Annotated in this window: 12 protein-coding genes, 1 tRNA gene and 1 pseudogene; 8 read left to right on the forward strand and 6 right to left on the reverse strand. The window is 49.7% G+C overall.

Annotated features, from left to right (window positions below):
• Positions 1-121: 121 nt before the first annotated feature.
• Entirely contained in the window at positions 122-1507 is a 1386-nt protein-coding gene (cysS, locus tag A9B99_RS16580) for a cysteine--tRNA ligase (protein ID WP_064599391.1), read from the forward strand.
• Positions 1508-1606: 99 nt separating this feature from the next.
• Here cysS and ybcJ read toward each other — a convergent pair whose 3' ends face one another.
• Positions 1607-1819 carry a ribosome-associated protein YbcJ gene (gene ybcJ / locus A9B99_RS16585; RefSeq protein WP_064599393.1) on the reverse strand — a complete coding sequence of 71 codons (213 nt, stop codon included), beginning with the start codon at positions 1817-1819 and terminating at the stop codon, positions 1607-1609.
• Positions 1819-2685: a bifunctional methylenetetrahydrofolate dehydrogenase/methenyltetrahydrofolate cyclohydrolase FolD gene (gene folD / locus A9B99_RS16590; protein ID WP_064599395.1), complete on the reverse strand. Its 867-nt coding sequence runs from the start codon at positions 2683-2685 to the stop codon at positions 1819-1821. The genes ybcJ and folD overlap by 1 nt, the downstream gene beginning before the upstream one ends.
• Positions 2686-3101: 416 nt before the next feature.
• Here folD and A9B99_RS16595 point away from each other — a divergent pair.
• A tRNA-Arg gene (locus tag A9B99_RS16595) sits at positions 3102-3178 on the forward strand.
• A 15-nt stretch (positions 3179-3193) separates the two neighbouring features.
• On the opposite strand, the pseudogene A9B99_RS23385 reads toward A9B99_RS16595, so the two are convergent.
• Both A9B99_RS23385 and A9B99_RS16600 read right to left on the reverse strand, forming a co-directional pair.
• Positions 3194-3358 (reverse strand): annotated as a pseudogene (locus A9B99_RS23385) (integrase); the annotation flags it as partial.
• Positions 3359-3629: 271 nt separating this feature from the next.
• A complete protein-coding gene (locus A9B99_RS16600; RefSeq protein WP_064599397.1) occupies positions 3630-4205 on the reverse strand; it encodes a CGNR zinc finger domain-containing protein in 576 nt (191 codons plus the stop codon).
• Between the two features lie 333 nt (positions 4206-4538).
• Here A9B99_RS16600 and A9B99_RS16610 point away from each other — a divergent pair, with 333 nt between their 5' ends.
• Complete coding sequence (locus A9B99_RS16610; RefSeq protein ID WP_064599401.1) at positions 4539-4931, forward strand: VOC family protein; 393 nt, start codon at positions 4539-4541, stop codon at positions 4929-4931.
• A gap of 90 nt (positions 4932-5021) precedes the next feature.
• On the opposite strand, the gene A9B99_RS16615 is transcribed toward A9B99_RS16610, so the two are convergent.
• Together A9B99_RS16615 and pdxR are read right to left on the reverse strand one after the other, a co-directional pair.
• Positions 5022-6011, reverse strand: coding sequence for a glycosyltransferase (locus A9B99_RS16615; RefSeq protein WP_064599403.1), 990 nt, complete (start codon positions 6009-6011; stop codon positions 5022-5024).
• Between the two features lie 569 nt (positions 6012-6580).
• Entirely contained in the window at positions 6581-7990 is a 1410-nt protein-coding gene (pdxR, locus tag A9B99_RS16620) for a MocR-like pyridoxine biosynthesis transcription factor PdxR (RefSeq protein WP_064599767.1), read from the reverse strand.
• A gap of 103 nt (positions 7991-8093) precedes the next feature.
• On the opposite strand from pdxR, the gene A9B99_RS16625 reads away from it, so the two are divergent.
• The 5 genes from A9B99_RS16625 (at position 8094) to A9B99_RS16645 (ending at position 13884) form a co-directional block, all read left to right on the forward strand.
• A complete protein-coding gene (locus A9B99_RS16625) occupies positions 8094-8552 on the forward strand; it encodes a carboxymuconolactone decarboxylase family protein (RefSeq protein ID WP_064599404.1) in 459 nt (152 codons plus the stop codon).
• Positions 8553-8805: 253 nt separating this feature from the next.
• Positions 8806-9753: a GlxA family transcriptional regulator gene (locus tag A9B99_RS16630; RefSeq protein ID WP_064599406.1), complete on the forward strand. Its 948-nt coding sequence runs from the start codon at positions 8806-8808 to the stop codon at positions 9751-9753.
• Positions 9754-10291: 538 nt separating this feature from the next.
• Positions 10292-11038 carry an SDR family oxidoreductase gene (locus tag A9B99_RS16635; protein ID WP_064599408.1) on the forward strand — a complete coding sequence of 249 codons (747 nt, stop codon included), beginning with the start codon at positions 10292-10294 and terminating at the stop codon, positions 11036-11038.
• Between the two features lie 158 nt (positions 11039-11196).
• Complete coding sequence (locus tag A9B99_RS16640) at positions 11197-12087, forward strand: DJ-1/PfpI family protein (protein ID WP_064599410.1); 891 nt, start codon at positions 11197-11199, stop codon at positions 12085-12087.
• 498 nt (positions 12088-12585) lie between these two features.
• The gene (locus tag A9B99_RS16645; RefSeq protein WP_082917896.1) at positions 12586-13884 is read left to right on the forward strand and encodes an MFS transporter; all 1299 of its coding nucleotides are present in this window, start codon (positions 12586-12588) and stop codon (positions 13882-13884) included.
• Positions 13885-13982 lie beyond the last annotated feature (98 nt).

A 13982-nucleotide genomic window follows, 5' to 3' on the forward strand; every position in this document is an offset into this window, starting at 1 on the left:
AGCCCGTTGTTATAGCACACTCATCAGGTTCGATCACCTTGCAATGCATGCTGCTTTAGAAAGGAATTTTGGGGTAATATAGATTATTGCTTTTTTACCACACACATACATGGAATCGCTGATGTTAAAGATTTTCAATACTCTGAGCCGTCAAAAAGAAGAATTTAAACCCATTCATGCCGGGAAAGTTGGCATGTACGTGTGTGGAATAACTGTTTACGATCTGTGTCATATTGGCCATGGGCGGACATTTGTCGCGTTCGACGTAGTGGTGCGCTACCTTCGCTCTCTGGGCTATGATGTTAACTTTGTGCGTAACATCACTGATATTGACGACAAAATTATTAAGCGTGCGGCGGAAAATGGCGAAGGCTTTACCGCGCTGGTGGACCGCATGATAACCGAGATGCACGCTGATTTTGATGCACTGAATATTCAGCGGCCTGACTGTGAGCCCCGGGCAACGCATCATATTCACGAAATTATCGAGATTGTCGAAAAACTGATTCAGCGCGGGCATGCTTATGTTGCTGATAACGGCGATGTCATGTTTTCTGTGCCGACAGACGCCTCTTATGGGCAATTATCCCGCCAGGACCTGGAACAGCTCCAGGCGGGTGCGCGGGTTGATGTTGCCGATGCCAAGCGTAACCCCATGGATTTTGTGCTGTGGAAAATGTCCAAGCCAGGTGAACCGAGCTGGGCATCTCCCTGGGGCGAAGGCCGTCCAGGCTGGCATATTGAATGTTCTGCCATGAACTGCAAGCATCTGGGTAGCCATTTCGATATTCACGGCGGGGGTTCCGACCTGATGTTCCCGCACCATGAAAACGAAATCGCCCAGTCCACCTGTGCTCACGACGGCGACTATGTGAATTACTGGATGCATTCCGGGATGGTTATGGTGGATCGTGAAAAAATGTCCAAATCCCTGGGCAATTTCTTCACTGTGCGTGATGTACTGAAATATTACGATGCAGAAACAGTGCGCTACTTCCTGATGTCCGGGCATTACCGCAGCCAGCTTAATTACAGCGAAGAGAACCTGAAACAGGCGCGTGCTTCTCTGGAACGTTTATATACTGCTCTACGCGGTACAGATAAAGCGGCTGTTGCTATGGGTGGTGAAGTTTTTAAAGCGCGCTTCTGCGAAGCAATGGATGACGACTTCAACACACCTGAAGCCTACTCTGTACTGTTTGATATGGCCCGGGAAGTTAACCGCCTGAAAAGCGAGGATATGGCTGCTGCTAATGGCCTTGCAGCTGCGTTGCGTGATATCGCCGCTGTCCTCGGGATTCTGGATCAAGACCCGGAAACCTTCCTGCAAAGTGGTGCACAGGCAGATGACGGCGAAGTGGCTGAAATTGAAGCACTGATTCAGCAGCGCCTGGATGCCCGTAAGGCAAAAGACTGGGCGGCAGCCGATGCAGCGCGTGACCGCCTGAATGAAATGGGTATTGTGCTGGAAGATGGCCCGCAGGGAACCACCTGGCGCAGGAAATAACAGTTTGTTTTTCAACTGGTAAAAAAGCGGCTTTATGCCGCTTTTTTTGCCTTTGGTATTTGCCAGCTTTGTGACATGAATAACTGCTGGCTGCAGCAATCAGGCTGCTACTGTAACGCTGTAACCGGCGAAAGTGACAGTTTGCCCGGCAACGATTTTACAGCGCTTACGGGTTTCTGTTGCGCCATCTACCTGAACCTGGCCGTCGGCGATAACAATTTTGGCCTGTGCGCCACTTTCAGCCCAGCCCTCCAGCTTTAACAAGTCACACAGTTCAACATGGGGATGTTTGCCCAGAAAAAATGTTGCCATTATTGTACTTCTCCATCATGGTATTCTTCACAAGCCTGAAGCGTATTTTGAATCAGTGTCGCGACAGTCATTGGGCCCACACCACCGGGCACTGGCGTAATGTAAGCAGCCCGAGCCGCGGCATCTTCAAACACCACATCACCCACTACTTTGCCATTTTCCAGCCGGTTGATGCCCACATCAACCACAATTGCGCCTTCTTTTATCCATTCACCAGGGATAAAACCCGGTTTGCCAACAGCAACAATCAGCAAGTCTGCATTTTCTACATGGTGGCGTAAATTTTTGGTGAAGCGGTGAGTTACGGTGGTGGTACACCCAGCCAGCAATAACTCCATGCTCATTGGGCGGCCAACAATGTTTGAAGCACCAATGACCACCGCATTCAGGCCATAGGTATCAATATTGTAGCGTTCAAGCAGGGTAACGATACCACGAGGGGTGCAGGGGCGCAGGCGAGGTGCGCGCTGGCACAGGCGGCCGACGTTATAAGGGTGGAAGCCATCCACGTCTTTATCGGGCGCGATACGTTCCAGCACTTTAACATTATCAATGCCGGCAGGCAGAGGAAGCTGAACCAGAATCCCGTCAATGCTCGGGTCCGCATTCAGCTTATCAATAAGGCTGAGCAATTCTGCTTCAGTAGTGGTTTCCGGCAGATCCCACGCGCGGGAAATAAAACCGACTTCCTCACAAGCCTTGCGTTTGCTGCCTACATAAATTTGTGATGCCGGGTTTTCCCCGACCAGCACAACAGCAAGCCCCGGCGCACGTTTACCAGCGGCCAGGCGAGCCTGTACTTTTTCCGCGACTTCGCGCCGTACCTGCTGCGCAATCGTTTTACCATCAATAATTGTTGCTGCCATCAGCGTGAGAATTCCATCTGTAATAAAAAAGGGAAGGGAATGTGTATATTTTGTCAGAAGCGAGGCGCGCTGTCAGTCACCTGTGCAGATTTCCTTTGGTTGGCATGTGTAACTCAGCAGATTTAAAGCTATTTACACATGTAGCGCACAAGACTGTACTAAGTTTATTTCTCTGGCTGCCTGGTGTGGATAAACACAATTGCTACCCCTTGCGTAGCGGCCTTGTACACGCATCCCCTAACTTGCTGGCGCTTATCAGCACTGTTTTAGCTGTGCAGCTGACAACATTGGCCCGGCGTTTGCACTTAATACGCTTATTTCGCCAGCATACAGAACAAAAGCCATTGACTCACAAGGCCCTGACCGTATAATTCCTCGCGTTTCCAGGTGTATGTGCCGGAGATGTTTTGTGTCATGCGCCCTTAGCTCAGTTGGATAGAGCAACGGCCTTCTAAGCCGTGGGTCACAGGTTCGAATCCTGTAGGGCGTACCACTTCAAATCAAATAATTACGCTATTCTTAAACCCGCCTGATTTTCTCCTTGTGTCGTATTTGTGTCGTGACTGCCAAAAATGGCATCTGTTTTCTTCGCATGCTCTGTCAAATGATTCGGCGCCAGGTGTGCATAGAGGCGTACCATTTCAATTGACCCCCACTCACCCATTTCCTGTAATGCACAGCAGTGACCGCATGAAAGGTGTTGGTTACTTGTAGCCGCACTGAAGGGTTCCTGCGGGGCGTTCTGTATGTTCTCAGTGTGTAGGATGAAGCCTGCATTCGGGACGGGATGGTCAAAAAAAACTGTAAAAATCAGTCAGTCTGTACGGCGGAAAACCGGGTGGGTTTAAGTGATACCCGGCTCAGGAGACCGTCAGATCTTTGCCTGCTGAAGCAAACGTGACGGGCTGCAAGGAGTTGCAACCCTGTGTAGGGTACTGGCGTCGTTACGAATTCTTCCTGTTCCGGAACGCGGCGACTTTCATACGATTACCACAGGTCGCCATGCTGCACCACCGACGGCGATGCGATTTACTCAAATCGTGAAAAAGCAGAATACAGTTATGGGCTTCGCACTGGCGCACATATTCAAATTTGTCGTCAGTAATCAGTTTCGCCAGCGCGTCGGCAACGGGCCAGAGAAGGCACGCGGGGCTGTGCGTGCCTGAACGAACATCAATACGGTATCGCTGTATCCCTTCGTCCCATTGCAGCCTCGTCTCGGGTTTTCCGTCCCCGAGCACTTTGTTAATAACGGTCAGGTCAGCTGCAACGGACTCCATAGCAGCATGCACCACTGCCCTGGCGGCCTCACGGAATTGGCGGGCTTCGGTCAGTAACCCGGAAGGAGCCTTCGTGCCTTTCGGTACAAGACCTGCCGTTTCAAGCCACTCCAGGACGCAGAGATCGTCTTCAAAACAATCATGACGCTCATCACCTGTCCCGTATTCACTGTTGATGAAATCCAGCGCGAGGTTATCGGCCAGAAAGAGAGGCTGAGATGCAAGATGTTTAAATTCCATACTGAACCGTAACTCATAAAATTGTTTTTACAGGTTACCATAATAACATGTAACCTTCAATATGTTACTTTAAAGGTTACAAAGGGTGGTGTGATGTCTTCACTTCCGGAGTTATCAACAGCAGATAACACACCTGCCACACAGGTGCATTACCGCCATAAGCAGTCAGACGACGTTAATGTTTTTTTACCGCAAGGCCGGCGAGCCGGCATCGCCGATCCTGCTGATGCTGCACGGTTTTCCGGGCGTAAAAACAGATTTCACATACCGCGGGCATGTTTGCCGAAGGACAATCATCCCTGACCACAGCCTTTCAAAAAGAGGACAGAAACGATGGCAGTGACTCATGGTGTACAACATATTGGCTTAGCCGTATCAAATCTTGAAGAGAGCGCGGCGTTCTTCACTGATTTACTGGGCTGGCAGGAAGTTAAACGACGCGAAGACTATCCGGCCATCTTTGTTAAAGACGGGGCAGTGATGCTCACGCTCTGGAAAACGCAAACAGAGGAGCCCGTTCGGTTCAATCGCAAAAACAATGTTGGACTCCATCACCTGGCCTTGCTGGTAGAGAGTAAAGATGGCCTGTATCAGATTCTTGATGTGTTGAAGGCAAATCAGGTCGAAATTGAATTCGAACCTACCTTGATAAGCGAGGGGCCCTCCATGCACATGATGTGCTATGAGCCGAGTGGTATACGAATTGAATTCTATTACCCTGGCTGAGTAATTTCTTGCGTCCTGTGCCGGGGCATTGATCTAATGCTTTATCAGGGGGAAGTTCCTGGCGGCGATTGCTCAGGCGGTATCTGAAGATTAACGTCGCGCCTGCGAAACGGCTGCGGGAGTATTGCGGACACAAGGCAGATAAATATTGCGGGCCAGCTTCAGAAGGAAAAAAACATCGCTCAGGTTGCTTACGCCGGGTACCAGATGGCGGAAGGCTATGCGTGCACGAAAACAAGCCCGGACCACCTGCCGGTCACTCACCCTGCGCCGGTACAGACCCAGAAAATGGCGGCTTTCCACCAGCGCATGCCTGACCAGCTCTCTTCGGACTGGCCGGTACTGCCTCTGTGCGCTAAACGCCAGAATATCTGCAATCACGTCGCTATAGCTGACCGCGCGGATATCGTAATAATCCGGGCGGTGGGTGATTGACGCCGGGTTATTCACCCACAGGTAATCCTGTCGGTCAGAAAAATAAAACCGGCCATCTGCGGTGGCAAGCTGTATCGTCCAGAGAATGTCCTTATGGCTTTTCCCTTCCTGAAATCGCAGGTCATGCTCGCGGATATACGCTGAACGGATTATCTGCAGCCACAGGTAATGCGGCCACTCCCTCTGGCTAACGCAATGGCGTATCCACTGTTGACCGGTCAGCGTATGGCCGTAAGGTTGTTTGCGATGAACGGGATGTCGCAGATCTCCGGCGCTGTCTGCATGCCGGGCATTGAAAAGGACGACATCGGCCTGTGCTTCGCGTGCTGTGCGCAGCCGTTCCTGCAGAAAATCTGCTGCAACCCGGTCATCCGCATCCAGGAACACCACCCAATCACCACGGTGAATCGCCAGTGCAGTATTACGGGCAGCATACACCCCCTGATTTTCCTGACGAATGAGAATAAGCCGTTCATCTGTAATGGTTCTGAGTACCGTCCATGTTTCGTCGGTTGAACCGTCATCCACAACAATAATTTCAGTATTGAGCGTTGTTTCGCCAAGTAGTGTATGGACCAGAGCTCCGATGCTGTCAGCTGCATTGAATGCAGGAATGATGACGCTGATATCCATGTTGATTTTCATTGCACTAAGGGAATGTAAACGAGGGAAGGTTCAGAGTTGTCACTCCATCAGGAGCAATAACCTGCCGGGTACTAAACATTATCAGGAAGAACGTTCCGGTGATTTTCGTGCTGGTTTTGATACAACGCGTTTTTCTCTGATTTCCTGGTTAACCACCATCAGACAGTCATCGCAGAATTCTTTATCCAGCCCGAAGATCCGGTCCAGAACGCCTCTTTTCTTGTTACATCTGGCACATCTTTTCATTCAATCACCTGCTGTCGCATTCCGGTGCCGTGCTCGCAGGACAAAAGAAAGCCGCCCGCCGGAAGGCAGGAAATAAATTAATAAACAATACATTAAGTAAGTTTTTGGGAATTTAGCACAGGGACTACCAGGCTGGATAATTCATTTTGCAGATCAATTTTCTTACATCGATCGGTTTAATCGATCATCTCTTTCGCTCTGCGTTATACGCCATACGTGTTTCTGCACACCTTACCCGCTTCAGCCTTCTCCGGGGTTAATCCCTGCGTTCATTCTTGCCTGTCGGCATCACTGATTTCATCGACCTCACTGGAATATGTCAGTCAGGATAATTTGCGTATTATGCTGTCAAGCCGCTCGCAGGCCTGAATTAACGGCTCGCCTTCTTTCCCCGACACCCCAAGCAACAAGCCTGCGCGAGAAGATGTGTTCGGCAGATACCAGGCAGAAAGAGGAGAAGGTGCTAATCCAAAATGACAGGCATGATGCGCGATGGCCTTGTCCTGAGCACCATCAGGAAGATCAATTAAAACCGACAAACCGTGAATATGTGTTTTGTAGCCAAAATTACCCATGATTCGGGCCAGTTCAAGGCTTCGGGTGTGATAAACCCTTTTCATTTTGCGCAGATGACGTAAAAAATGACCGCCGTTCAAAAAAGCCAGCACCGTGAGCTGAATAGCGGGATCCGGAGCAGGTGAAAGGCAGGCAGCAACATCTGCAACGGCTTCGACGAGTGAAGGGGGAACAACGACAAATCCCAGACGCAGGCATGGACTGATTGTTTTACTGAAAGATCCGATATGGATGACCCGGTCGAAAGTATCTTGTGCCGCCAGTGAGGGTGCTGCACGTCGGCTCAGCTGGAGTTCACCGAGATAATCATCCTCAATAATCCAGCGATCCCCTTCATTGGCCCACTCAAGTAATCGGTTACGCCTTTCAGGCGGTAGAGTCATACCCAACGGAGCTTGTTGCCCTGGAGTAACCAGCGCAATTGAGGCATCCGGAGCATGACGTATACCGTATTCTATATCCATTCCCTGCGAATCAACCGGTATAGCAACGGTTGTCAGTCCGGCAAGGGCGAGCGCCTTCCTTGCCGGGGGAAAGCCCGGATTTTCAACCCATGCCTTTTTACCCTGTAAAGACAGGGCATGCAGCACCAGGCCGAGCCCGCCAGTGAAGCCCGTGGTGACAAAAACCTGAGATGAATGGCATTTGATTCTTCTGGAAAGTGTCAACTGACCGGCTATCTCACGGCGCAGCTCATTTTCCCCCCGCGGATCGCAATAAACTTGTTTTAGAGACATGACTTTACGGGCAGAAGCAGCAAACAGACGTGACAGCAAAGGCACAGGAAAAACATCGCTCGCAGGGATACCCATCTGAAAATCGCCAGTAGGAAATAAAAAGTTCTGATACAACTCTGAGGTTGGGACAAATTCAGGCACTGTATCTGCTGCAGAACTTAAGGGCAGATTTTCGACAACACAGGTTCCCCGGGAGCGAGACATCTCGACAAGCTGTTCATCTGACAAACGTTCATAAGCGGTTTTTACCGTGCCGCGTGAAATGCCCAACTGTGTGGCCAGGTCTATCCATGAGGGCAATCTTGCGCCGGGTTGTAGTACTCCGCTCATGATAGCCTCCGTAATCCCGCGACGGATCTGTTCGGACAGCGATACCCTGGCATCACTTACTATCGTGAGTTTAAACTTTTTTTCATTCATATGGCTGCCTTCGTGGTACATCAAAATCTGCTCGTTTTGGTTCTTTTCAGTGTAAATCCAGCTGGTAAGCTTTACTCACTTTCAACGATAAAGGAAATAAAAAATGAGCCAACGTATTGATTACAATAAAACTTCTCCAGCTGGCGTTAAAGCGCTTGGCAGCGTTTACGCCTACATTGCGCAATGTGGCCTGGAAAATACGCTTGTAGAGTTAGTGAATCTTCGCGTGAGCCAAATTAATGGTTGCGCCTTCTGCCTGGACATGCACACCCGCTTTCTGCTGAAAAAGGGGCTTACGCCTGTTAAGCTGGCGCTGGTACAGGTTTGGGATGAAGCGGGTGACGTTTTTACCGAACGTGAAAAAGCGGCACTGGCATGGGCTGAAATTGTGACCAGAGTTTCAGAAACTCATGTCCCGGACGCAGCTTTCAAAGCCGCATCTGCCGTCTTTGGGGATAAGGAACTGGCGGATCTTACCATGGCAATCGGCCTGATCAATGCTTATAACCGTCTTGCTATCAGCTTCAGGAATGTTCCTCAGGAAGCGGCAACATCCAATTAGTCATCATTTCCGGTAGCAGGTGGCTCGGGCTGTTGTACACATGATATTTTATGCGTTTGTAGACCCTGCTAACCGTATAATCAGAAATGGATTTTTTATAGTCATAGTCGTTACTTTCTGGCTTTTCCCTGTGACCTGCGGTCGTAGCGGACTTTAACGTTCTGAGTGGGAGTAATAATAATACCGGTTTGACTGAAAAAGCATATTTCCCATAAAATAAGTCAAGTTATCAATTATTGAGCCCTTTCATAAAATGCATCGAGTTGGATTCTTCATTTGCAATGGTCACGATGCTCTTGATCTCGCCGGGCCGCTTTCGGCTTTTAATCAGGTAGCTGCAGCCGCTGAACGTAGCCCTTATGAGCTTCATATAATCTCCCAGTCAGGTGGGCAACTTATTGGTAATGCAGGGCTCCCTGTTGCAGCGCGTCCTGCCGGGCAAGTAGAACTTGATACCGTTTTATTTGTCGGTGGTGATATCAGTTGTATGCAAACTTCTGCGAATATTGCAGCTGCGAAGCAACTGGCTGAACAGACACCTCGGGTGGCAAGTGTCTGCACAGGTGCTTTCTTGCTTGCAGAAACTGGATTACTCAATGGTAGAAGGGCAACGACTCACTGGCGGTATATGTCTCAGTTACAGTCACGTTTTCCGCTTATCCGGGTTGATGGTGATAGCATATACACTGAAGATGATGGCATCTGGACATCAGCAGGAATCGCTGCAGGAATAGATCTGGCTTTGGCGCTGATAGAGAAAGACATGGGGCCGGAAACGGCCCGAAACGTCTCCAGGCTGCTGGTTGTTCCGTACCGCAGAGCGGGAGGGCAGTCTCAATTTTCTGTTATGTCACAAATGGAGCCAGAATCAGATCGTATTCGGATAACCCTCAATTTTGCCAGAGAACATTTAGCTGAAGCGTTGCCTGTCGAAAGACTCGCCGAAGTCGCGCGATTAAGTGTTCGGCAATTTGGTCGGGCGTTTCTCCGGGAAACGGGGGAAACGCCAGCAAGGGCAGTAGAGCGTTTGCGTGTTGAAGCTGCACGTATTCGGTTACTGGATGGCAGTGAATCAATTGAACAGGTTGCCCGGGCTGTTGGGTTTGTCGATTCCGAGCGGATGAGAAGGGCCTTTGTTAAACTGTACGGGCATCCACCACAATCCATTCGTCGGCAGAGTCGGTTACTTCGCAGCCGCTGAGAATCGACCAAAAGCATTCAGCATGTTGTTTCACCTTAAAATTCTGCAGCGTTATGGCATTTTGCAGCCGCCCTTCACAATAAATGACTCACTGCGACAATGCCTGATTCAGGCTCTGGACAGGCATTACCCATTTCTTCTGATTGAAACCTGACCAAATGGCGTTCCCTGAAGGTTTAATCGCAATCGGGGGCGCCGGGCCACGTTTATTCCCTGTGATTCGTATAGTGCGGGAATGGCACAGAATATCTGACACTCCCAGTGTTATCGCCCAACACATCATGGCAGTTGCTCTGCCATTCTGCTGGTGATTACCTTATTAACGCCACCCTGCGCCGTGGTTGCAACCGGCATTGCCATTCTCACTCACCATTGACTTGTTTTCTTCTCTTATATGATGTCCTTTTTTGAGGTTTATACGACCTTTACGCCATTCGTTGCGTGTTACACAATCGGAACAAGTAATCGTAGCGACCCTGGGTCGCGGTGTGTCAGGTCTCAGGCCTGATCAATAAAGAAACAAAGAGAGGAAGACAAAATGAGACTGCAGAATAAAGTTGCATTAATCACCGGAGGCACCAGCGGAATTGGCCTGGCGACGGCCAAACTCTTCGTCGCCGAAGGTGCCCGGGTAATAGTGACGGGGCGTAATGAATCTGTATTTGGCGATGTGAAAGCAGAGCTTGGAGAGCATGCTGTTGTTCTGAAAGGCGATGTTCGTTCGCTTGCAGATATGCAGAGGGTCGCGATGCAGGTGAAAGAGAGTTTTGGTGGCCTGGATGTGGTGTTTGCAAATGCAGGCCTGGCCTTTCCGTCACCCCTTCAAGAAATTTCTGAAAGCCTTTATACCGATATCATGGACATCAATGTCAAGGGCGTAGTTTTTACACTACAGGCTACATTGCCCATCCTGCGTGAGGGTTCTTCATTTATCCTTAATACCTCTTTCGTCGCGCAAACCGGTAAGCATGGTATCTCGTTAACTGCCGCAGCCAAGGCTGCAGTACGTTCACTTGCCCGCAGTTGGTCTTATGAGTTTCTTGACAGGAAGATCCGGTTTAATGCCATTGCTCCCGGCGCGATTGATACACCATTAATAAGCAAGTGGGGCTTATCTGATGAGGAAGTTCGCGAGCGCAAACAGGCGATGGCGAAAACAATCCCGGCCGGCCACATGGGTAAGGCAGAAGATATAGCCCATGCAGCGGTCTACCTTGCCAGTGACGAATCGTCATATGTCATTGGCACGGAACTTATTGTTGATGGGGGCGCCTCACAGCTTTAATTTTGGGTTGTCGTTTTAATAAAACGCCTCACTTCATTGTTTGTGCTCCTGATTTAAGTCAACTATCCGCCCGGCATTACGCCACAAAGGATAATTTAACTGACTCGTATTAAATCCGATTCTCTTGAACAAAGATCGGAATATAAGGAGAAGTAACCTTGAAAGAATATAATCAATATAGTTCATTTGAGGGTTCACAGCACAGAGCCGGTCATTCCCGTAGGGATATCCTTAAATACGGAAGTGCTGCTGCTCTTGGGGCCATTATGGCAAATGGCGCTATCAGTAACGCTCATGCACAGGGGAAAAGTGTCACCCTGTCTGGTCATGCCCCTGATGCACTGGATCAGGGAAATAATACCGGAGAATTTGATTCAAATGAGCCCCTCAATATTTTAATTGTCAATTACGATGGTGGAACACTGCTTGATTTTGCCGGCCCAAGCGAAATCTTTCACAGAATACCGAACACAAATGTTCGCTATGCAAGTCTTAATGGGGGGAACGTCATTCTCGAATTCGGTGTTGTCTACGGTAAGACCGAACGACTGGCCGATATTGAAAAAACGGATTTGATTCTGGTCCCTGGGGGATCGAATTTGTCTGTACCCATGCAGCCGGAGTATTTAAAACAGATTCGACGTCTCGCCGATGGTGCGAAATACGTTACGTCAGTTTGCAATGGCTCGCTGGTTCTTGCAGCGACGGGGATCCTCAAGGGAAAACGAAGCGCTTGCCACTGGGCTTTTATCAATAAGTTATCTGAATATGGTGCAATCCCGGTTCCGGATCGCTTTGTTGAAGATGACAATGGCCGGTTTATGAGCGGCGGTGGTGTAACAGCAGGTATTGACTTTGCTCTTCGGGTTGCCGCAAAACTGCGGGGGCTACAGGCCGCAGAAGTCGCGCAACTTGCCATTGAGTATGATCCTGCGCCACCGTTCCATTCAGGCCACCCCCGGGAAGCCCGCCCGGAGATCATTGCAATGGTCGATAAGCAACTTCCCGGCGCCTCTAAAGGGCTCGCCAGAATTCCCGGCGTGCGCTAAAGGTTAAGGTTAACAGGCAAACTCATTTCTGTACCGATTTTGTACTGGCGGCAATGAAACTAAACCCACATTGCCGCGTATTATATTCTGAACACTATAATGCAATGGCTTTACTGTTACATTGGGCTGGAAACTAATAAATATCAAAAGCCAGTCTGTGTATTGCTTCCATTTTTTCCCTCCTTGTGTGTTTTTGCCGGGCCAGCGACTGGTAAATTGGCTGATACGCAGCTTTATTCTCAATCAATATGTCTGTGGCATTTACCATTAATCAAATATGACATTCAGAAATACTAAGCAGTCTATTATTACAGTATGAAACAAGTTTTTTAATCAATTGTTGTAACTTTGTTGCTATAACAAACCAGTAACAATTCTGCTTTTCGTGATATCACAGGGGCTGGCAGCGCCAATCCGACAAGGGTTTTTCCCTGCCTCCTTGCCTGGCTTTGCGCTCGCCAGCACAGCACGGTGCGCAAATACAGAAAGGAAATATCCATGTCTTTTACACCTCTTACCTGGACGCCAGTGCAGCGTCATGTTGCTTTTGCCTGTTTTGGCGCATGGACTCTCGATGCGTTTGATTTTTTTATCCTGGTTTTTGTACTGAGTGATTTGGCCAGCTATTTCCACTCGAGTGTGGCGGAAGTCTCGCTGGCAATCATGTTAACTTTGGCTGTAAGGCCGATTGGGGCATTGTTATTCGGACGCCTGGCAGAGCGTTATGGGCGCAAACCGGTGCTAATGCTTAATGTCGCGATGTTCTCGCTGTTCGAGTTACTCTCTGCCTGGTCCCCTACATTAGGTGCCTTTATGGCGTTCCGGCTGATTTACGGTATTGCGATGGGGGGGATTTGGGGTGTGGCGTCGTCGCTGGCGATGGAAACGATTCCAGACCGTTCCCGTGGGTTGATGTCCGGGATCTTTCAGGCAGGCTATCCCTGTGGCTACTTACTCTCTTCGATTGTTTTTGGCATTTTCTACAGCCTGGTGGGATGGCGTGGTATGTTCCTGATTGGCACATTACCGGTACTTATGCTGCCCTACATTTGGTTTAAAGTACCAGAATCCCCGGTGTGGTTGTCTGCCCGCGCGCGTAAAGAAAGTACTGCGCTGATGCCAATATTACGCATGCACTGGAAACTGTGTCTGTATCTGGTTGTTGTGATGGCGTGCTTTAACTTCTTCAGCCATGGTACGCAGGATCTTTACCCCACCTTCCTGAAAATTCAACATGGCTTCTCTCCCCATACTGTCAGCATTATTGCCATTTGCTATAACATTGCGGCAATGATGGGGGGGATCTTATTTGGCGCGCTTTCCGAGCATATTGGCCGTAAAAAAGCCATTATTACTGCGGCGTTTCTGGCGTTGCCAGTGTTACCGTTGTGGGCGTTCTCCAGTGGTTCTTTCACCATTGGTTTAGGGGCTTTCCTGATGCAGTTTATGGTGCAGGGTGCCTGGGGTGTGGTTCCAACCTGGCTGAACGAACTGGTACCCGCCAATGCCCGTGCTGTCTTGCCGGGCTTTGTCTACCAACTGGGAAATCTACTGGCATCAGTTAACGCAACACTTCAGGCGCGTATTGCTGAAACGCATCAGGGCAACTACGGCTTTGCGATGGCTTGTGTGGCCGGGGCCGTCGCCGTGTTGATTTGTGTGTTGGTGGCGTTCGGGCGTGAAACCCAGGGGATGGTCATCACCGGGCGGGAAGAATCCACAGGCAACCCGACAACTGCCAACCGGCGTTCACAGGTGACGAAGAATCAGCATTCGGTTTCTTCGTCACATCGTTGATTAAACCAGGTTGTCAGGTGAGCACTCAGTGGGAATAACAGCCTGGCGCGTTTTTTCTCTCTTAAAGATGTCAGGGGCAGGGAACTGCCCCTTGTTTG

It is taken from the genome of Mangrovibacter phragmitis, assembly GCF_001655675.1.
GTDB classification, from domain to species: Bacteria; Pseudomonadota; Gammaproteobacteria; order Enterobacterales; family Enterobacteriaceae; genus Mangrovibacter; species Mangrovibacter phragmitis.